We start from the raw sequence: 21479 nt of genomic DNA, 5'->3' as shown, positions 1-21479 counted from the left end.
GTATGTTAAATGTTTTTAAAAATAAAAAAAATGATTTTCATGATATACAAAACCATGCAAATAAAATTAATATGTTCGGTATGTGGATATATTTAATGAGTGATTGTATTTTATTTGCAACAATGTTTACTGTATATTTTGTTATGTCAAGAAATTTTATTTTTTGTCATGATTTTTTAAATCTGAAAATTGTTTTTTTGGAAACGATTGTTTTGTTATTAAGTTCAATTACATATGGTTTAGCATCTATTTATGCTAAATATAAAAGTAATACTTCTGTTTTATTTTTTATTTTATGTACTTTATTGCTTGGAACAGTATTTGTATTTTTAGAATATTACGAGTTTTATCATTTAAGAAAATTAGGATATTTACCTCAAAGTAATGGTTTTTTATCTTCATTTTTTACATTAATTGGATTACATGGTGCACATGTTGTAGTGGGATTATTATGGATGGTAAGTATCATATTTCAGTTATGTAAGTATAATGTAAATAATTTTATTTATACTAGAATCATGTGTCTTGGTTTATTTTGGCATTTTTTAGATATTATTTGGATTTGTATTTTTACGACAGTATATTTATTCGGGAAAATAAAATGAATAATTTAATATTTCAAAAATTATATTTACGGAAAGAGATAAATTTTTATTATACTGGGTTTTTATTTTCTGTTTTATTAACAGTATTTCCTTTTTTTATTGTTGTCGAAAATTTATTTAATAAAAATACGAATTATTTTTTAGTTTTATTTTTTGGATTTTTACAAATTTTAGTACATTTAAAATATTTTTTACATTTAAAATTATCAATAAGTTCTTCTTGGAATATTGTTTTCTTATTTTTTACAATAATTATTGTATGTATTATTCTTTCTGGTTCTTTATGGATCATGTATAACATACAATGTAATACTACTTTTAATACTTTGTGTGATTAATAAAAATATGATTGAGTATATTAAAATCATTAAGCCCGGTATTGTTATTGCAAATATGATTTCAGTTTTTAGTGGATTTTGTTATTCTCAATTATCAATAAATTTTAACTTATTGTTTTTTGTATTGTTAGGTTCAATTTTATTAATATCTTCTGGTTGTATTTTAAATAATATAATTGATGTAGATATTGATAGAAAAATGTCTCGTACAAAGCATCGTTTGACAACAAAGGTAGGTTTTTTTTTTAAATTATTTTTTTTTCTAACTGGTGTATTATTTTTTTGTATTAGTATATTAATTTTTTTTTTAAAAGTAAATATATTATGTGTTTTTTTATCTTGTATTGGATTTTTTTTTTATGTCATTTTATATAGTTTATTCTTGAAAAGACAGTCTATATATTCTGTTTTTTTTGGTGGTATTGCGGGAGCTTTGCCTCCAGTGATTGGTTATTGTTCGACAAAAAATAGCTTTGATATAAAATCTATTTTATTATTTTTAATATTTTTTGTGTGGCAGATTCCACACTCGTATTCTATTTTATTAATATATCAAAAAGATTATAATATTGCTCAAATACCAAATATCGTTTCAGAAAAAGGAATATCTTATACTGTTTTTTCTATTTTGTTTTATATTTTATTTTTTTTTATATTAATAGTCACTTTTTATAAATTTTATTTTACTAAATCATTTCTTTTTATTTTATTATTTTTTTTTACAATTATATGGATTGTAGTATCTTTGTTTACTTTATTTTCAAAAATAAAAATTAATTATTTTAAATATTTATTTTATTGTTCTGTTTTTATTATTTTGATTTTTGATGTATGTTTAATTTTTTCATAAATTTTATAAACAAATATTTGATTTAGGAATACCAGCTATTTTATTCGCTTGTTTTGCTATTCCCTGAGGAAATAGTTTAATTAAATAAAAACTATTGCATTTTTCTTCTGGGAAAGAATTTTTCATTGCTTTAATTAAAGTTCTATTTGATAGAATAAAATTATATTTTTTGTAATAATTACGAATCATGTAAATAATTTCCCAATGTTCAGTAGTTAAAGTAATATTTTCATGTTTTGCAATATTTTTTGCTATTTCTATGTTCCATTTTTTTTTTTTTTTTTTTTTATTATTCTTTTTCATTTTTTTTTATTTTTAATATTATATTTTTATTATTTATTTTAAACCTGATCTTTTTATTTTATATGTTGCTTGATCTAAAACACCATTAATAAATTTATGACTGTTTGTTGAGCCAAAAATTTTTGCTAACTCTATCCCTTCATTAATAGATACTTTGTATGGTATATCTATTCTGTTATATAATTCATAGAAAGAAATTCTTAAAATTGCTTTTTCGATTTTCCCAATTTCTTGTGATTTTCGATGTAAACATAGTATAATTTTTTTATCTATTTCTTCATAATTTAAAGTTACTGCAGTAATTAATTCATGAAAATATGCAATATCTACATCTTGGATATTAATATTTTTAAGATAATATTTTTCAATTTTGGAAATATTATTTTTAGATATTTCCCATGTATATAAAGCTTGTATTGCATATTTTCTTGCCATTCTTCTTTTTTTTGGATTCATAAATTTCTCTTAATATTGTTCATGATAAATAATTTATTTTTTCCATTTGTATGATGGCTCTAATGTAATTCTAATGTCTGATCCTATCTTGATAGTTTTTTTTATTTTTAATGTTGGTGTTTTTTTTAATTTTATATTTTTATAATCTAAAAATAATGATTTTGCTGTATGACCTAGCATTTTTGGAGCGATATATATAATTAATTCATCTATTAATCCAAGATTTAACATATTACTAAATAAATTTGCTCCGCATTCTACCCATAAGGTATTAATTTTTTTTTTTCCTAAAAATATTAACAATTTTTTTAAATCAATACTATTATTATATTTTTGTATAATAATTTGTTTAACATGTTTTGGCCAGATATTGTGATCTTTATTTAATCTAATTAACCAAACAGGATCTGTTGTTTTATGAATTATATTGTGTATAGGTTGAATACGATTTTTGCTATCTAAAATAATTTTGATAGGAGAAAATTTGATATGATATAAGTTTCTATTTTTTATTTTATCTGTATACCGTACTGTAAGTTTTGGATTATCTTGTAATATAGTATTACTTGTACTTAAAATAGCTGAATTTTTTGCTCTAAATTTATGAACATCGTGTCTAGCTTGTTCTCCAGTAATCCATTTACTTTCTCCATTATTCATAGCAATTTTACCGTCTAATGAAATTGCTATTTTTACTTGTATCCATGGTATACCTGAAACCATTCTTTTAAAGAATCCGTAATTTATTTTCTCAGATTCTTGTGCAAGAATCCCAATTGAAACATCAATACCTGATTTTTTTAAATATTTTATTCCTTTTCCAAAAACTTTTGGATTTGGATCAATTGCTGCAATTACTACTCTTTTTATTCCTGATTTTACAATGAGATGGCAACAAGGAGGCGTTTCTCCATGATGTATACATGGTTCTAATGAAATATATGCTGTACTATTTTTTGCCAATTTTCCTGCCATTTTAATGGCATATACTTCGGCATGTGGACCACCTTTTTTTTTGTGCCATCCTGTTCCTACAATTTTCCCATTTAACACAATGATACATCCAACATTTGGATTAGGATGAGTAGTATATATGCCATTTTTTGCAATTTTAATTGTTTTTTTCATATAAAAAATATCTTGTAGATATTTTTCATTATTTTTTTTTTTGTTTTCTGTATTCATTATTTTATATTTTTTTTATTATATTAATCATTTCTAATATTGTTGTTGCAGCTTCACTTCCTTTATTTCCCAGTTTATTTCCTGATCGGTTAATTGCTTGTTCAATATTGTTTGTCATTAGTATTCCTAATGCAATTGGTATATTATTTTTAACACTAATATTTAGTATATTGTGAGTAATAGATGATGTTAAGTGTTCAAAATGAATAGTTTCTCCTTTAATAATTGTTCCTATTGTTATAATACCATGGTGTTTATTTTTTTTTGCAATCGTTTCTGCAACAATAGGTATTTCATATGCTCCAGGAACTTTAATAATAGTAATATTTTTTTTTTCCATATTTCCTATTCTAATAAGGATATCTATTGCTCCGGATAATAGTTTTTCGTTAATAAATTCGTTAAAACGGGATATAATAATTGCAATTTTATAATTTTGAGATGTTATATTTCCTGTAATTATATTAATTTTGTTTTTTGTTGTAGAAAAATGATTCATATTAATTTCCTTCGATATTGTATAGTATTTTTTTATTGATTGATTTATTTTTTGTTTTTGTATATAATTGAAACAATAGCGGGGTGGAGCAGTATGGTAGCTCGTCGGGCTCATAACCCGAAGGTCGCTGGTTCAAATCCAGCTCCCGCAACCAATATTTTATATTTATAATATTTTTTATATTCTCTTTATATATGTAATAATTATATAACTTAATTTAATTTAATGAAATTATTTACTTTTATTTTTTTTATTATTTTTTATTTCTTTGATTATTTTATTTTTTTTTTTTTTTTTTTTATTAATATATATATCAAATTTTGGATATGCCAAAGAAATATTATTTTCGTCTAGTGCTTGCTTAAATTGTATCATTAAATCGGAGTATACTGTGTTTAAAATATTTGTATTACTCCAACATTTTGCAATAAAATTGATAGAATATGGTTCTATTTTACTTAAACTAACGACAATATCTTTATTTTTTAATACTCTAGGTTCATTATACATAACATCTTTTAAAATCTTGATAATTAATTTTATATTAGTATCATAAGCTACATTAATTATAAATTCATTTTTTCTGCATGGAGAGCGGGAATGGTTAATAATGTTATTTGCTGTTATTTTCCCATTTGGAATGACAATAATTTTCCCATCTAATGTCTTCAATGTAGTATAAAAAACGTGTATATTTAATACAGTTCCAGAGACATTTTTTAGTACGACATATTCACCAATTCGTAATGGACTAAATACGATTAATAATACTCCTGCTGCAAAATTGGATAAGGAACCTTGTAATGCTAACCCTACAGCCATTCCTGCTGCCCCTAAAATAGCAATAACAGAAGTTGTTTGTACTCCTAGTCGATTTAAAGCTACAATAGCAGCCATGGTTATAATAACGTATCGTGTAATGACAGTAAGAAAGCTAGTGACGGTAGTATCTATGCTTTGCATAGAAAGCATTTGATTAAATAATTGAGAAATGAAATTAGAAGAAAAAATGCCTATTATCATAATCAGACTAGCAGATATAATATTTATCGTACATCGGATTAATATCTGCTGATGCTGTATTATCCAATATTCTACATAATTAATATTATTAATTACGTCGTGGAATATTTGCATTTCATTCTCCTTATTTTAAGATTTTATTTTTTATTTTTATTATCATTTACCATAAATGATATGCATTAAGTTTTTTAAATATTTTTTTCATTCTTTTAGAAATAGATTTTTTTGAAGCATGCATCCATTTTCGGGGATCATAATGTTTTTTATTGGGTTCATTTTGTCCAGAAGGGTTTCCTAATTGTGTTTGTAAATATAATTTATGACTTTTATAATATTCTAAAATGCCTCTCCAGGAATACCATTGTATATCAGTATCAAAATTAATTTTTACAACACCATAATTAATAGATTTTTTTATATCTTGTATAGATGATCCTGATCCTCCATGAAATACGAAATTAATTGGACATAATTTGTTTAAATGATGTTGTTGAACAATATATTTTTGTGCATTTTTTAATATTTCTGGTTTTAAGTGAATGTTTTGAGTATTATATACGCCGTGTACATTTCCAAAAGCTGCCGCTATAGTAAAATTTTTACTAATTTCAGATAATTTTTCATATGCATAATTAATATCTATAGGGTTTGTATATAATAATTCATTATTAATGTTTTCATTATTTATACCATCTTCTTCTCCTCCAGTACAACCTAATTCTATTTCAAGTATCATATTTATTTTTTTCATCTTTGATAAATATGTACTACATATTAATATATTTTCTTTTATAGGATCGCTTGATAAATCAAGCATATGTGAAGAAAATATAGGATATCCTGTTTTTTTGAAATGTTTTTTCCCAATATGTAATAAATTGTCAATCCATGGTAATATGTTTCTATGACAGTGATCTGTATGTAATATCACTGGTATATTATATTTTTTTGCGACTAAATGAACGTGATGAGCTGCAGAAATCGCTCCTAACGTTGCTTTTATATGGTTTGGAGTATTTTTAATATTTTTACCGGCCATATAAATGCATCCAGTATAAGAAAATTGTATAATTACAGGTGATCGTACGCGATCAGCTGTTTCTAAAACAGCATTAATTGTATCAATACTTGTACAATTAATTGCAGGAATTGCAAATTTTTTTTCTTTAGCAATGTTAAAAAGTTTTTTAATATCTTCTCCAAATATTATACCAGGTTTTATGATATCTAAAATAGTGGACATGTTTTTTCCTTTTTTTTTTTTTATATTATTATTTTTTTATTTATTTTAAATCATCTTTGTATAGTTTATTTTTCACTTTTTTCAGCATATCTATTATAGGTAAGTTCTCATTTTCTATAAATTGTAAAAATGCCCCACCCCCTGTAGAAATATAGGATATTTCTTTTTTGATATTTAATATCTCAATAACAGATAATGTTTCTCCTCCACCAGCAATAGAAAAAGCATTGCTTTTTGCAATACTGTAAGCTAATTCTTTTGTTCCAATACAAAAATTTGGGAATTCGAAAACTCCTAATGGTCCGTTCCAGATGATTGTTTTTGATTTTTGGATTATTTTTTTTATATTTTTAATACTTTTATCTCCAATATCCATAATTTCTTCGTTACTGAATATTTTATCTGGAGTTTTCATAACTGATTTTTCTGATTTGGAAAAATTTTTTCCTACTCTTGAATCTATTGGAACTAAGATATTATTTCTAGTTTCTCGAATTTTTTTTGCTAATTGAATAAATTTTGGTTCATGTAATGATTTTCCAATATTGTAGTCAATTGCTAAAAAAGTATTAGCAATACCTCCACCAACAATGACATGGTCTGCAATAGAAGATATTTTTTTTAAAAGTTTAAATTTTGTTGATATTTTTGCTCCTCCAATAATAGCAGTCATAGGACGTTGTGGATGATGTAAATGTTTTTTTAAAATATTTAGTTCATTAATTAATAAAGGTCCAGCACACGCAATTTTAGAAAAAAATCCTACTCCAAAAGTAGAAGCTTCTTTTCTATGTGCACTACCGAATGCATCCATAATAAATATATCGCATAAACTTGCGTATTTTTTAGATAACTCATCATTGTTTTCTTTTTCTCCATAATTAAATCGAACATTTTCTAAAATGCAGATTTCTTTAGGATATAGTTTAATTTTTTTTAGTTCTTTGGATAAAAATACTTTATGATTTTTGAATATTTTTTTTAAATATTTTACAATTGGTAATAAAGAAAATTTTTCTTCAAATTTTCCTTCTGTTGGTCTTCCTAAATGTGACATAATTATAATTTTTGCATTTTGTTTTAATGCCATTTGAATGGTAGGTATACTTGCTTGAATACGTTTATCAGAGAGTATTTTCCCATCTTGAATGGTAACATTAAAGTCTACACGTATTAATACTGTTTTATGATAAAGATTTAATTCATTCATGTGAATAATATTTTTTATATTCATTGTTTTCCTGGAATATTATAATGATTATATCAATAATATGATATTAAACATCATATTTTGAATATTTTATTTTAATTAAAAATTTTGATGAATAATTATTTATAATGTAAATTATATTAATTTTATTTATTATATTAAATATATATTAGTATTTTATGATTTACACCATTTAGTAATTCCATCAAGAAACATCTGTGTTGATAGCATTATTAGTATTAATCCCATTAGTCTTTCTAATGCAATGACTCCTCTTGGACCGAGTATTTTTAAAAATAAATTTGATAACATTAGAATGGTTAGTGTAATTCCCCAAGAGATGAATAATGATATAAATAATGAAAATTGTTGATTTACATATTGATGAGACAATAACATTAATGTTGCTAATAATGATGGTCCAGCAATTAATGGAATTGCTAATGGTACTAAAAATGGTTCTATTGTATCATTTTTTTTTTTTTTATCATCTTCTTCTGGAAAAATCATTTTTATTGCTATTAAAAATAATATTATTCCACCAGCAATGGATACTGTTTCTGCTTTCAAAGCTAATATCGATAGTGTTTTTTCTCCGGCCAATAAAAACAATATCATTATAATTAATGCGATCATCATCTCTCTAAGTAAAACAAAATTTCTTCTTTTTGTGCTTAAATTTTTTAAAATTGACATCACAATTGGTAGATTACCTAATGGATCCATAATTAATACTAATAATATTGTAGTCGATATCATTTGGCTCATATGATTTCCTTATATTTTATTTATTTATATTTTGATACATTATGTATTGTATTTTGAAATATTTATTTTAACTATAAATAAATATTTTTTAAATAAAATATTTTTATAGTTAAAATATTTATATCTTATTTTTAAACTTATATTTAAATATTTTAATATATTTTATATAATAAAATTTATTTTATATATAGAGGATATTTTATGAAAAAAAAAGTTGGTTTTATTGGTTGGAGAGGTATGGTGGGATCAGTATTAATGGATAGAATGAAACGAGAAAAAGATTTTAATAATATTGATTCAATATTTTTTTCTACTTCTCAGATTGGATTAAAGAGTCCAAACTTTTCTAGTGTCAATACATTACAAGATGCTTATGATATTGATATTTTGCGTTCTATGGATGTTATTGTATCATGTCAAGGAGGAGAGTATACCAGTAAAGTGTATTATAAGTTACGTGATACTGCATGGAATGGATATTGGATAGATGCTGCATCTACTTTAAGAATGATAAATGAATCTGTGATTGTTTTAGATCCCATTAATTTACATGTTATAAACTCTGCATTGGAAAATAATGTTAAAACTTTTGTTGGAGGTAATTGTACGGTTAGTTTAATGTTAATGGCAATAGGTGGATTATTTTCTCATAATTTAATTAAATGGATATTGTTTTCTACTTATCAAGCTGCTTCTGGAGCTGGTTCTAAACATATTATAGAATTATTGCAACAAATGGGTTATTTATATAACTCTATATCAATAGATTTAAAAAATCCTATATCTTCTTCTATTTTGGATATTGAGAGAAAAATATCTTTTTCGATCAAAGATAATAGTTTTCCAAAAAAAAATTTTCTTGCACCTCTAGCAGGTAATGTTTTACCATGGATTGATTTAGAATCGGATAATTTTCAAACAAAAGAAGAATGGAAAGTGCAAGCGGAAGCAAATAAAATATTAAATACCAATAATATTATTCCTATAGATGGAACTTGTGTTCGCGTAGGTACCATACGTTGTCATAGTCAATCTTTTGTAATCAAATTAAAAAAAGATATCTCATATGATAGTATTATTCATATTATTAAAAATAATAATCCATGGGTACGAATTATTCCAAATGATTATCAATCTACAATTAATTTCCTTACTCCTATTGCAATTTCCGGTACTTTAGATATCGCTGTTGGAAGAATTAGACAATTAACTCATTTGGGATCAGAATTTTTATCTGTTTTTACGGTCGGTGATCAATTGTTATGGGGTGCTGCGGAACCTTTACGAAGAGTTTTAAAGATATTAATTAATCGATAATTTAATTGATATTTTTTTTAATAAAAAAATAATATGGTTTTTTGGTAGTGATTTTTTTTATTAATATATAATTCATACAATTACAAAATAATGGCATGTCCCATTGAATTGAAATATCATTAGATAAAATAAGTATTATATTTTTTTTGTTAATACGACGTAAATATTTTCTAAAAAAAATCATTGTATCTGGACATTGAAAACGAGTTAAATTTAATATAGTCAGTGACATAATTATCTTTTTTTTTTTTTTTTTTTTTTTGATAATTTTATTTTTTTTGTGATATATTACAAAATATTGCAGTTAAAGTTTTTAGATAATACCAGGAAAGTTGATTATTTTTTTTTTTTATATTAATTTCTATTTTATATATTAAGTTTATTATTTTATATAATTGGGTATTATTGATATCATTTATTAATTTAGTGAAATCTTTGTCTTCTTTTTTTAGTACAATATATTTTTTGAAAATATGTAAGTAATGATCATATATTTTTTTTTCTTTTATATGTATAAAATATATGATATGAATTTGTATAGATCGTATTATATGAGATATATCATATTTATTTCTTTTTAAGAAATCTATTATATAGCATGATTTAATTATTTTTTTTTGAAATATTGCATGAATTAAGTCACTGATATAAAAATTCAGTGTATTTTGAGTGATTTGATTAACTAATTGTACTGTAATTTTTTTTTTTTTGTTAATTATTTTTAATCCTTCTAATATTTTATACAGAAATAGTAAATTTTTTTTATATAAATGAGACAAAATATTAATAATGGAAGAATTAAGTTTTAAATTTATTTTTTTTATTTTTTTTTTTATCCATTGATTTAATTCGTTTTTTGTAAAAACAGGATTAGGAATTATACCTATTGGGTATTTTTGAAGTTTTTTGCTTATTATTTCAATATTATGTTTATTACTAATTTTTTTAAAATATATAATTAAAATGATATTATTATTTTTATACTTAAAGATTTTACTTAAAGCAGTAATTGTAACATAATCGATTTTTTTATTTTCTAGTATTAATATTAGTATTTTTTTTTTGTCAAAAATTTTATCTTGTCTATATTCAAAATAGACATTTTCCCAATGATTTTTTTTTTTTATTATTATTTGAATTACTTTGTGTTCTTTACTGCAATAATAGAATAATATTTTTTTTATAGTTTTTTGTGAAATAAAAAAGTCTTGTTCTATAATAAGAAAGTGGTATATCTTTTGAAATATTTTTTTTTCTAACTCATTGTATTGTAGAATATAGATCATAAATTTATATTACAAAGTTAATTAGTTTATCTGTTATGTAAATAATTTTTTTTATTTTTTTTTTGAATATATGAGAAATTTTTGATTTTTTTTTTAATATTTCTAATATTTCGTTCTGTTTATTTTTTTTTGGAATATTAATTATATCTTTTTTTTTTCCATTAATTTGTATTATTAGATTAATATTTTTTTTTTTAATAATATTAATGTTATATTTTGGCCATTTTTCATAATCTATTAAATTGTTTTTATTTAATTTTTCCCATGCAATAAAGCTAAAATGAGGAGTAAATGGATATAACATAATAATTATTGTATTTAGTATGTGTTTTATGAATTTTTTATTTTTTTTTATATCTATATTTGTTGCATATAAAAAATTGATAAATGTAATAATTTTTGCAATTGCAGTATTAAAAGATTTTCTTTTATGAATGTCCTGTGTTACCTGAAAGATAGTTTGATGTAGGAAAAAGTTAATTTCATCATGTGTATGTTTTTCTTTTCCACACTCAGATAATTTTTTATATTTTTTATAGCAATAAATTAGGTTCCAAACTTTTTGTAAAAATCGATACATTCCATGAACTCCAGTTTCTTTCCATTCAATATTGGATGTGACAGGAGCTGCAAACATAATAAATAGTCTTACAGTATCTGCTCCATATTTCTTGATCATAATTTCCGGATCAACACCATTTTTTTTTGATTTTGACATTTTAATCATACCAGCATGAATAATTTCTTCTTTTTGATTTGTAAAAATATTTTTTGTATTTCCAATTTTTTTTTTTTTAATTTGTATTTCTTTTAGGTTAACCCAATTTTTTTTTCCTGAATTGTCAATATAATAAAATGCGTCAGATAATACCATACCTTGACACAATAATTGTTTTGCAGGTTCTATGGAAGATACTAATTTCAAATCATATAGCAATTTATGAAAGAAACGAAAATATATTAAATGCATTGTTGCATGTTCGATACCCCCAATGTATTGATCGATGGGTAGCCAATAGTTTGCAAGTTTTTTGTTTATCATACCCTCATTGTAATGTGGAGCAGTATATCTAATATAATACCATGATGACTCTATAAATGTATCAAAGGTATCTGTTTCTCTTTTTGCTGGAAGATGATTTATATTTATTTTAGACCATGTTTTATATATTTCTTTGATATTTTGAAAATCATATATCGTATTGATTTTCGGTAATAGTACAGGCATTTCTTTTTCTGAAATACAGATGGTTTTTCCATTTTGATATGCAATGGGAATAGGAGTTCCCCAATATCGTTGTCTGGAAATACTCCAATCTTGTAATCGATATTTGTTTTTTGCTTTTACTATTTTTTTTTCTTGTAATATATTAAAGATATTATTTGATTCTATTTGGTTAATTTTCTTACTGAAATTATATACATTATTTTTTCTTTGAATTGTTTTTTCGACTAGTATATCTTGTTGAGTACTAACATGATTGATTGGATGATTGAGTGTAATTTTTATGTGATATTTTTTTGCAAAATTCCAATCAATTTTGTTATTTATAGGATGACATAGCTTTATCTTTGTATTATATTCAATTTCTGTATAGTTAGTAATCCAAATTGGTATTCTTTTTTGAGTAATTGGATGAATAGCATACTGGTTAATTTTTTTTCCTATATAATTAATTTTTTTTTTATTGATGTTAGAATTTATTGTGTAAAGGTTATTAATAAATAATTGTATTTCTTCTTCGTTTAATATATTTTGAGCTAATTCATGTAATGGAGAAATTGAAATATATGTTGTATACATTAGTAGATCTAATCTAGATGTATAAATTTTTATTTTTTTTGCATATGGCATAATTTTGAAGGAAATTTCAAATCCCTTTAATTTTCCAATCCATTTTTTTTGCATATTTATAACTTGTGTAGGCCATTTTTTTAATATTTTTAAGTCTTGTAGCAATCTGTCAGCATATTTGGTAATTTTAATAAACCATTGTGGCATAAGTTTTATTTCTATACTCGTTTGACATCTCCAGCATGTTCCATGAATAACTTGTTCGTTTGATAATACAGTTTGATCTTTAGGACACCAATTAATTAAGGATGTTTTTTTATATATTAATTTTTTTTCATATAATTTTTTAAAAAACCATTGTTCCCAACGATAATATTCAGGGTGACATGTAGTAATTTCCCTATCCCAGTCATAACTGTATCCCAACGATTGTAATTGTTTTTTCATGTATTTAATATTTTTGTATGTCCATTCTGATGGTATAATATTGTTCTCTATTGCGGCTAATTCTGCAGGTAATCCAAATGCATCCCATCCAATTGGATGTAAAACATTTTTTCCAATCATTCTTTGATATCTTGCTATGACGTCACTAATAGTATAATTTCTAACGTGTCCCATATGTAATTTGCCAGATGGATATGGTAACATTGCTAAACAATAGTACTTTTTTTTATTAAGATCTTCGGAAGCTTTAAATGTTTTATTTTTTTTCCAATATTTTTGTACAATGGACTCAAATTTTTTATGATTATATATTTTTTTCATATACGTAAATACTTATAGTAATTAATATTTTATTTGAAAGATTTACATTAATTTTTTAATAATAGAAATTTTTAATATATTGTATTTTATTTTTTTTAATCTTGTTTATTTTTAGGAATTTTAATTTGTAATTTTATAATTCTTCTATAGTTGGCAATAGAAATCTTAAATTCATATCCTTGTATATTAATTTTTTCTCCAGGTTGTGGAAGATGTTTAAATTTTTGCATTACAAATCCTCCTATTGTATCAACTGTTTTATTTTGAAATCGCGTATGAAATATTTTATTAATTTCTTTTATAGGTGTAGATGATTTGATTGAAAAAACATTATGTTTAATTTTTTTAATATTTTTTTTTGCTTTTTTTATATGTTGTTCAGATATATCTTGAATAATGATATTTAAAATATCGCGGATAGTAATTAATCCTGATATTGCTCCAAATTCATCAATTACTATTGCCATTTTTTTTTCATGTATCTGAAATTCGTATAACATTTTATCTATATACTTACTTTCTGGTACGATGATTAATGGTTTTAAAAATTTTTTTATATCAAATAATTTTTTGTATTTTAAAAAGATTAATAAATCTTTTGCATATAAAAATCCTTCTACATAATTGTTATCACTACTCATAACAGGAAATTTTAAATATTGTGAAGAAAGAATAATATTTAAACATTGGGTGAGTGAATAGTTTGCTTGTAAAGTGATCATTTGTGATTTTGGGATCATAATTTCTTTAATTTTTTTTTTTGAAATTTTAATTACTCCTTTTAACATTTTACTTATTTTGTTATTAATTAATGCGTTTTTTTTTGCATAATTGATTGATTTGATTAATTCGATTTGATGGTTATTTTTTTTTTTTAAAATTTGATCGGTAAAAATAGAAAAGAATCCTTTTTTTTTAATATTTTTTTTAGGCGTTTTGTTGTCCATAAATATTAATTTAATCCTATATAACAATATTTTATTTATTTGATTTATTGTATTTTATTTAGAGTATGGATTTTGATATCCTAATTTTTTCATAATTTCAATTTCTTTTTTTTGCATAATTTGTGTTTGATAGTTTGTATAATGTGTATATCCTAATAAGTGTAATAATCCATGTATAACAATATGAGCCCAATAATTTTCTAATTTTTTTTTTTGATTCAGAGCTTCTTCATACACAACTTTTGCACAAATGACTAGATCTCCGATAATATTATTATTATAACTTTGGTGATTATATGAAAAAGATAATATATTTGTAGGATAATTTTTTTTTCTATATGTATAATTTATTTTTTGTATTTCAGATTGATCTACTATGCGTATGGTTATTTGATATTTTTTTTTTATTGTTTGATTAATCCAATTTAAAAATTTTTTTTTAGATATTTTTTGTGGAATAATAGTATTAATTTGAAAATATATTCTATTTTTTTTCATATTACTATTTTATGTATTCTCCATATAACATATTGTTTTTCTGTTTAGTAATATTGACTGTGATAATATTTCCAATAACATTTTCTTTAACTTGACAAATTACAGTTCTATTATTTTCTGTTCTTCCAGCGATAATATTTAAATTTTGATCATAATATTTTTCTACTAATATTTTTTGCTGACTATTGATCATATTTTTAGTCCAGTTTAATGTTTGTTTTTTTAACTGTTTTTGTAGTTTATATAATCTATTTTTTTTTTCTTCTATGCTAATATTATCTTTTAATTTAGATGCAGGTGTACCCGGTCTAGGAGAATATATAAAACTGAAACTCATATCAAAATTTATTTTTTTTACAATTTTCATTGTATTTTGAAAATCCGATTCAGTTTCACTTGGAAACCCAATAATAAAATCAGAACTGATTTGTATTTCAGGTCTTGCAAGTTTTAATTTATCAATAATTTCTTGATATTTTTCTACAGAGTATGGTCTTTTCATGAGTTTTAAAATTCTATTTGAACCACTTTGAATAGGTAAATGTAAAAAATTTACTATTTTTTTTGTTTCATGGTAAATATTAATAATATCATCAGTAAACTCCATAGGGTTGCTAGTGATAAATTTAATTCTACTAATTGTTGGAATAGTAGCGATTTCTTTTAATAGTTTTGCAAATGTATATTTTTTTCCTTTTTCATCGATATATTTGTATGAATTAACATTCTGTCCTAATAACTGAATTTCTTTTATCCCGTTTTGAGATATTGATTTAATATAGTATATAATATCATGAAATGGTCGACTTATTTCTCTACCTCTGGTATAGGGAACAATACAAAATGAGCAGTATTTGTTGCACCCCTCTATAATAGAAATTGAAGCTGAATAATTATGATAGTTTGGTTGTGTTATATTTTTAAATTTTTCTCCTTTTGGGAAACTAATATCAATAAATATTTTTTTTTCTCTTAATACATCAGTAATCATCTTTGACAATCTGTGTAATGTTTGTGTACCAAAAATTATATCAACAAATTTTGCTCTTTTGGTAATTTTCTTTCCCTCTTGGTTTGCGACACAGCCTCCAACAGCAATAATGATATTTTTATTTTTATTTTTTAAATATTTCCATCTTCCTAATTGATGAAATAGTTTTTCTTGCGCTTTTTCTCTTACAGAACAAGTATTTAAAATCAATATATCAGCTTCATGAAAATTATTTGTGTAAATATATTTTTTATCTTTTTGTAATATTTTTTTTATTGTCAATGAATCGTATTCATTCATTTGACATCCCCAAGTTTTAATATAAAATTTTTTTTTCATATTTCATTACATTAATTTAATAAGATAGTTTAGTTTATATAATAAATATTTTGATATATTTTATATTTCTTTTTTGATATTTAATTCTAGATTTAAAATATCTTGGATTGTTTGTCTTCTTCGAATAATTTTTGGAATATTGTTTTCAAATAATACTTCTGGTATTAATGGTTTGCTGTTGTAATTCGACGACATAGTTGCTCCATAAGCTCCTGTATTGTGAAAAACTAAATAATCTCCAATTTTTATTTCCGGTAATTCTCGTTCTATCAGTTCATTTTTTTCATTTTGAGTAAAAATATCACCTGATTCACATAAAGGTCCTCCTATAATTGTTTTCATAGTCTTTTTTTTTTTATCATTAATATTATTTTTTTTTATAACTGAAATATGATGGTAACTTCCATATAATGTTGGTCTTATTAAATCATTAAATCCTGCATCAACTAATGTAAATATTTTTTTTCCAACACGCTTTATGGCATATACTGTTGCGACTAATATTCCAGATTCTCCTACCAAAAAACGTCCTGGTTCAATTTCTAATGTAATAGGAGTTTTTAAATTTTTTGAAATAACTTTTTTTGTCTGATTCCATAATTTAAAATAGTGTTCAATATCAATCTCTTGATCAGTAGATTTATATGGAATAGATAATCCACCTCCTGCAGAAATTGCCTGAATTTTTTGGTTTAAAGAGAGTGCATAATTTACCATTGTATTACAAACTTTTTTTAAGTGTTGATAATCTACTCCAGAACCAATATGCATATGCAAACCAATTAATTTTAGTTTGTATTTTTTAATTATAGGTATTGCTAATTCTGTTTCCCAAATGCCATGTTTACTATTTTCCCCACCAGTATTTGTTTTTTTGTTATGTCCATGACCAAATTTTGGATTAATGCGGAGCCATACTTTATGTCCTGGAGATATTTTTCCTAATTGTTCTAACATATCTAATGAACCTGCATTAACTGTAATATTCATTTCAACAATTTTTTTTAACGTTTTTTTATCGAATAGATCTGCGGTAAAAATAATATCATCATTTTTATTTGTATATCCTGCGTACAGTGCTCGATGTATTTCCCCTAAAGAGACAGCATCAACTTTTACATTATTTTTTTTCATTAATTTTAATATATGAATATTAGAACATGCTTTTTGTGCAAATCGAATAATATCAAATTTTTTTAATTGTTGAATTTTTTTTTTTATGATATCAGCTTGATATAACCATATAGGACTACCTAATTTTTTTAATACGGAATATATATCTTGATTTTTTAATATTTTATTATAGAAGTTGTGATTTGTCATATTTATTCCATTGAATTTATTTTTTTGGTCGTAATGTTGGAAATAGTATAACATCACGTATGTTAGACTGATTAGTTAAAATCATAATTAACCTATCAATACCAATACCTAATCCAGCTGTTGGAGGCATACCATATTCCATGGCCGTAATGTATTCTTGATCATATTTTTTTTCTTTGTTCAATGTAGATGATATTTCTTGATTTTGTTTAATAAATCTCATTTTTTGTTCTTCTGGATTATTTAATTCTGAGAAACCATTTGCTATTTCTATTCCTCCAATAAATAATTCAAATCGATCTGCATAATTTTTATTAATTTTGTTTTTTTTTGCTAGAGGAGAAATTTCTATTGGATATTCTGTAATAAAAGTTGGGTTGATTAATTTTTCTTCTGTTGTCATTTCGAAAATTTTTGTCATGATTTTCTCAATAGTCCATTTTTTTTGAACTTTTATATTATATAAGATAGCAATATTTTTAATTTTCTGGATATTTAATAAATCATTAGTTTTAATATTTTTATTATAATGCAAAATTGCATTTTTCATGGTAAAAACATCAAATGGTTGATTGAAATCAATTATTCTTTTTTTATATTTTATTTGATATGTGTAATATATTTTTTTTGTTATATATTTGATTAAATCAGTAATTAAATTCATTAAATCTTCGTAATTAGCATATGCAATATACAATTCCATCATTGTAAATTCAGGATTATGCTTATATGAAATGCCTTCATTTCTAAAGTTTTTACTAATTTCGTATATTTTAGTTAAACCCCCAATGATTAGTCTTTTTAGATATAGTTCTGGAGATACTCTTAAGTACATTTTAATATTTAAACTATTATGATATGTAACAAATGGTTTAGCCGATGCTCCTCCAGGAATATTTTGCATAATAGGAGTTTCTACTTCCACAAAATTTTTTTCATCCATGTAGTTTCTAATTTGTATTAATATTTTAGAACGTGTGATAAACGTTCTAGTAACATTTTTATTAACTAATAAATCTAAATATCGTTTTCGATAACGAATTTCTTGATTTAATAATCCGTGAAATTTACTTGGAAGAGGGCGCAATGATTTGGATAGTAGATAAATTTTTGTACAATATATTGATAATTCTCCTGTATGAGTTTTAAAAATTGTACCTATAACACCTATAATATCTCCTATATCCCATTTTTTAAACTCTTCTTGGTATATTTTTGGTGTTATTTTTTTTTCAGTAACATAAATTTGTATTTCTTCTATCATGTCTTGTATTATGATAAATGTTGCTTTCCCCATAATTCGTTGTTTTATAATTCTTCCTGAAAGATATATTAATTTATTTTCTTTTAATAATTCCTGTCGAGAATAATGATCATATTTTTTATTAATATTTTGAATGTTTGTATTTACTTTAAAATGATTAGGAAAGTCAAAACCTTTATTAACAAGATTGACAAGTTTTTTTTTTCGAATTTCATACTCATCATGCAAATTTTTTTTTTTTAATAGCATAGTATTATTTTTATAGTCCTTTTTTTAAACTTGTTTCAATAAATAAATCTAGATTTCCATCTAGTACTGATTGTACTTCTCGTGTTTCAATTCCAGTTCTATTATCTTTTATTCTTGATTGATCTAAGATATATGATCGAATTTGATTTCCCCATCTAATGGATGATTTACTGTTTTCTATATTTTCTTTTTCTATATTTTTTTTCTTTAATTCTAAGTTATATAATTTTAATTTCATTTGTTTTAATGCCTGTTCTTTATTTTTATGTTGTGAACGTTCATTTTGACATTGGGTAACAATTGATGTAGGAAGATGTGTAATTCTGACTGCAGATTCTGTTCTGTTAACATGTTGTCCTCCTGATCCTGATGATCGAAATACATCAATTCTTAATTCGGAATAATCAATTTTAATATTAATTTCTTTGTTAATTTCTGGATATATAAAAGCAGAGCTAAACGATGTATGTCTTCTACCTCCGGAATTAAATGGACTTTTGCGAATTAATCTATGTATACCAGTTTCAGTTTTGAGCCAACCAAATGCGTATGGTCCTATAACATGTATAGTTGCTGATTTTATTCCCGCAATTTCTCCATTTAGTTTATGTAATATACGTGTTTTAAATTTTTTTTTTTCTAACCATTTTAAATACATTCTTAAAAGCATGTTGGACCAATCTTGTGCATCAATTCCTCCAGATCCGGATTGTATATCAAGGTAACAATTGCAGTTGTCATGTTTTTCTTTGAAAAGATTATGATAATTTATTTTTTTTATTTTTTTTTCTATTTTATTAAATGTTAATTTAATATCATGTAAAATGCTGTTATCTTTATAATCTAATGATAATTGCAATAGTTTTTGGTTATCCTGTATAATTTTTTCGATATCGTTTATTTTTTTTACAATATAATAATTTTTTTTAGATTCTTGTGCAATGTGTTTAAAAAAAAATCTGTTTTTTTTTTTCTTTGATTTTTGTAGTATTTGATTAATTCGGGAAATTCTTTTTTTTTTTATATTATATTGTGTTATTTTTTTTAAGTTATTAATTTTATTTTTTATTTTTTTTATTTTTGTGTAATATATGCTTATTATCATAATTAACTATATCCTTTTATTTATAAAATTAATATTTAATAATATAGTATTTCTATACTTTGTAATATTTATTTAATCATATTATTTTTTAGTACATTACAATAAAACGATTTTTTTTATTTTTATTACACGGAGTGAAAATCAATTTAATGAAATTATTTCATATGAATTCTTTGTTAAATAATATATGTTTATTTGAAATATTACATGATTGGTCTATAATATCAGTATCTGGAACAGATAGTAAGCAATATTTACATAATCAAACGACCGTTAACGTATGTGATTTAAAAAATAATTTTCATATTTTATGCGCTAATTGTAATCCAAATGGGAGAGTACAAGGAATACTACGATTATTTTTACATCAGGATAAATATTTTTATATTCAACGTAGTTGTATTGTAGAATCGCAAATTCAAAATTTTAAAAAGTATGCTATTTTTTCTGACGTATGTTTTCAAAATCTCAATGATTATGTATTCATAGGATTAATGGGTTGTAATATAAAAAAAAAATTATCGTTTATATTTAGTGAATTACCAGATAGTACACAATCCATGAAATATATTAAAAATTTTTTTATTTTATTTTTCATCGATCCTGTAGAACGATTTTTATTGATTATAAAAAAAAAACAATTAAATAAAATGATTGAAATATTTCTAAAAAATAATTTTCTACAAGTGAGTAGTTATTGGTTGTTTTTAGATTTACAGGCAGGTTTTCCAATTTTAGAAAATAACATGATTAACAATTTTTTCCCAAATGAAATGAATTTAAATATTTTTCATGGAATTGATTTTCAAAAAGGTTGTTATTGTGGACAAGAAGTAATTTCAAAATTATATCATAAAAATATCAATAATAAAAATATGTATCATTTGATTGGTACTACATCGTTTGAAGCAATAAATAAATTACCTATGATAGAAATGTATAGTAAAAAACAATGGAAAAAAGTTGGAAAAATTTTGTGTTTTTTACATATACAAGATAATATTTTTTTTATACAATGTATTTTAAAAAATAAAAATATTGTAAATAATTTTCGGTTATCTACGGATTATAATTCTAATTTTTTTATCACTAATAATTTATGATTATATAGTTTTAT

22 protein-coding genes and 1 tRNA gene are annotated in these 21479 nt (G+C 23.1%); 6 read left to right on the top strand and 17 right to left on the bottom strand.

Annotated elements, in window-relative coordinates:
• Window positions 1-2 precede the first annotated feature (2 nt).
• The 3 genes from RJT40_RS01550 to RJT40_RS01540 are packed head-to-tail and all read left to right on the top strand — an operon-like array spanning window position 3 to window position 1793.
• Entirely contained in the window at window positions 3-605 is a 603-nt protein-coding gene (locus RJT40_RS01550) for a cytochrome c oxidase subunit 3 (RefSeq protein WP_343182437.1), read from the top strand.
• Window positions 602-943 carry a cytochrome o ubiquinol oxidase subunit IV gene (gene cyoD, locus RJT40_RS01545; protein ID WP_343182436.1) on the top strand — a complete coding sequence of 114 codons (342 nt, stop codon included), beginning with the start codon at window positions 602-604 and terminating at the stop codon, window positions 941-943. Before RJT40_RS01550 ends, cyoD begins: the two co-directional genes overlap by 4 nt.
• 7 nt (window positions 944-950) lie before the next feature.
• Window positions 951-1793: a protoheme IX farnesyltransferase gene (locus tag RJT40_RS01540; protein ID WP_343182435.1), complete on the top strand. Its 843-nt coding sequence runs from the start codon at window positions 951-953 to the stop codon at window positions 1791-1793.
• A 3-nt stretch (window positions 1794-1796) separates the two neighbouring features.
• Here the strand turns inward: RJT40_RS01540 and RJT40_RS01535 are convergent, their stop codons facing one another.
• Genes RJT40_RS01535 through ribH form a run of 4 tightly spaced genes read right to left on the bottom strand, consistent with a single transcriptional unit; the run spans window position 1797 to window position 4206 of the window.
• Window positions 1797-2096 carry a TusE/DsrC/DsvC family sulfur relay protein gene (locus RJT40_RS01535; protein WP_343182434.1) on the bottom strand — a complete coding sequence of 100 codons (300 nt, stop codon included), beginning with the start codon at window positions 2094-2096 and terminating at the stop codon, window positions 1797-1799.
• 33 nt (window positions 2097-2129) lie between these two features.
• Entirely contained in the window at window positions 2130-2552 is a 423-nt protein-coding gene (gene nusB, locus RJT40_RS01530; protein WP_343182433.1) for a transcription antitermination factor NusB, read from the bottom strand.
• Window positions 2553-2585: 33 nt separating this feature from the next.
• Window positions 2586-3737: a bifunctional diaminohydroxyphosphoribosylaminopyrimidine deaminase/5-amino-6-(5-phosphoribosylamino)uracil reductase RibD gene (gene ribD, locus RJT40_RS01525; protein ID WP_343182432.1), complete on the bottom strand. Its 1152-nt coding sequence runs from the start codon at window positions 3735-3737 to the stop codon at window positions 2586-2588.
• Window positions 3738-3741: 4 nt separating this feature from the next.
• On the bottom strand, window positions 3742-4206 hold the full coding sequence (gene ribH, locus RJT40_RS01520) for a 6,7-dimethyl-8-ribityllumazine synthase (protein ID WP_343182713.1): 465 nt from the start codon (window positions 4204-4206) through the stop codon (window positions 3742-3744).
• Window positions 4207-4313: 107 nt separating this feature from the next.
• Between ribH and RJT40_RS01515 the strand changes: the two genes are divergently transcribed.
• Window positions 4314-4390: transfer RNA gene (locus RJT40_RS01515), tRNA-Met, on the top strand.
• Window positions 4391-4467: 77 nt separating this feature from the next.
• Here RJT40_RS01515 and RJT40_RS01510 read toward each other — a convergent pair.
• From RJT40_RS01510 to RJT40_RS01495, 4 genes are all read right to left on the bottom strand, one after another.
• Window positions 4468-5373 carry a mechanosensitive ion channel domain-containing protein gene (locus RJT40_RS01510; protein ID WP_343182431.1) on the bottom strand — a complete coding sequence of 302 codons (906 nt, stop codon included), beginning with the start codon at window positions 5371-5373 and terminating at the stop codon, window positions 4468-4470.
• A 46-nt stretch (window positions 5374-5419) separates the two neighbouring features.
• Window positions 5420-6502: a class II fructose-bisphosphate aldolase gene (gene fbaA, locus RJT40_RS01505; RefSeq protein ID WP_343182430.1), complete on the bottom strand. Its 1083-nt coding sequence runs from the start codon at window positions 6500-6502 to the stop codon at window positions 5420-5422.
• A gap of 40 nt (window positions 6503-6542) precedes the next feature.
• Window positions 6543-7736 carry a phosphoglycerate kinase gene (locus RJT40_RS01500; RefSeq protein WP_343182429.1) on the bottom strand — a complete coding sequence of 398 codons (1194 nt, stop codon included), beginning with the start codon at window positions 7734-7736 and terminating at the stop codon, window positions 6543-6545.
• A gap of 153 nt (window positions 7737-7889) precedes the next feature.
• Window positions 7890-8480 carry a YhgN family NAAT transporter gene (locus RJT40_RS01495; RefSeq protein WP_343182428.1) on the bottom strand — a complete coding sequence of 197 codons (591 nt, stop codon included), beginning with the start codon at window positions 8478-8480 and terminating at the stop codon, window positions 7890-7892.
• 201 nt (window positions 8481-8681) lie between these two features.
• Here RJT40_RS01495 and asd point away from each other — a divergent pair, with 201 nt between their 5' ends.
• Window positions 8682-9797, top strand: a complete 1116-nt coding sequence (asd, locus tag RJT40_RS01490) for an aspartate-semialdehyde dehydrogenase (protein WP_343182427.1) — start codon at window positions 8682-8684, stop codon at window positions 9795-9797.
• A 1-nt stretch (window position 9798) separates the two neighbouring features.
• Here asd and RJT40_RS01485 read toward each other — a convergent pair whose 3' ends face one another.
• From RJT40_RS01485 to prfB, 9 genes are all read right to left on the bottom strand, one after another.
• Entirely contained in the window at window positions 9799-10029 is a 231-nt protein-coding gene (locus RJT40_RS01485; protein WP_343182426.1) for a hypothetical protein, read from the bottom strand.
• Window positions 10030-10066: 37 nt separating this feature from the next.
• Window positions 10067-11083, bottom strand: coding sequence for a DNA polymerase III subunit delta (gene holA, locus RJT40_RS01480; RefSeq protein WP_343182425.1), 1017 nt, complete (start codon window positions 11081-11083; stop codon window positions 10067-10069).
• Window positions 11084-11087: 4 nt separating this feature from the next.
• On the bottom strand, window positions 11088-13646 hold the full coding sequence (leuS, locus tag RJT40_RS01475; RefSeq protein WP_343182424.1) for a leucine--tRNA ligase: 2559 nt from the start codon (window positions 13644-13646) through the stop codon (window positions 11088-11090).
• Window positions 13647-13741: 95 nt separating this feature from the next.
• On the bottom strand, window positions 13742-14593 hold the full coding sequence (locus RJT40_RS01470; protein WP_343182423.1) for a transporter associated domain-containing protein: 852 nt from the start codon (window positions 14591-14593) through the stop codon (window positions 13742-13744).
• Window positions 14594-14647: 54 nt separating this feature from the next.
• Entirely contained in the window at window positions 14648-15091 is a 444-nt protein-coding gene (gene ybeY, locus RJT40_RS01465) for an rRNA maturation RNase YbeY (RefSeq protein WP_343182422.1), read from the bottom strand.
• A gap of 4 nt (window positions 15092-15095) precedes the next feature.
• Window positions 15096-16421, bottom strand: a complete 1326-nt coding sequence (gene miaB / locus RJT40_RS01460) for a tRNA (N6-isopentenyl adenosine(37)-C2)-methylthiotransferase MiaB (RefSeq protein ID WP_343182421.1) — start codon at window positions 16419-16421, stop codon at window positions 15096-15098.
• Between the two features lie 60 nt (window positions 16422-16481).
• Window positions 16482-17744: a diaminopimelate decarboxylase gene (lysA, locus tag RJT40_RS01455; protein WP_343182420.1), complete on the bottom strand. Its 1263-nt coding sequence runs from the start codon at window positions 17742-17744 to the stop codon at window positions 16482-16484.
• Window positions 17745-17760: 16 nt separating this feature from the next.
• A complete protein-coding gene (lysS, locus tag RJT40_RS01450) occupies window positions 17761-19257 on the bottom strand; it encodes a lysine--tRNA ligase (protein WP_343182419.1) in 1497 nt (498 codons plus the stop codon).
• 10 nt (window positions 19258-19267) lie between these two features.
• Complete coding sequence (gene prfB, locus RJT40_RS01445; RefSeq protein WP_428994197.1) at window positions 19268-20365, bottom strand: peptide chain release factor 2; 1098 nt, start codon at window positions 20363-20365, stop codon at window positions 19268-19270.
• 146 nt (window positions 20366-20511) lie between these two features.
• Here prfB and ygfZ point away from each other — a divergent pair, with 146 nt between their 5' ends.
• On the top strand, window positions 20512-21465 hold the full coding sequence (gene ygfZ, locus RJT40_RS01440; RefSeq protein ID WP_343182417.1) for a tRNA-modifying protein YgfZ: 954 nt from the start codon (window positions 20512-20514) through the stop codon (window positions 21463-21465).
• Window positions 21466-21479 lie beyond the last annotated feature (14 nt).

This window comes from Buchnera aphidicola (Shivaphis celti) (assembly GCF_039349365.1).
In the GTDB taxonomy this organism is placed as follows: domain Bacteria; phylum Pseudomonadota; class Gammaproteobacteria; order Enterobacterales; family Enterobacteriaceae; genus Buchnera_L; species Buchnera_L aphidicola_AL.
The sequence above is the reverse complement of the archived record's forward strand: the minus strand, read 5'-3'. Positions and strand labels throughout refer to the sequence as shown.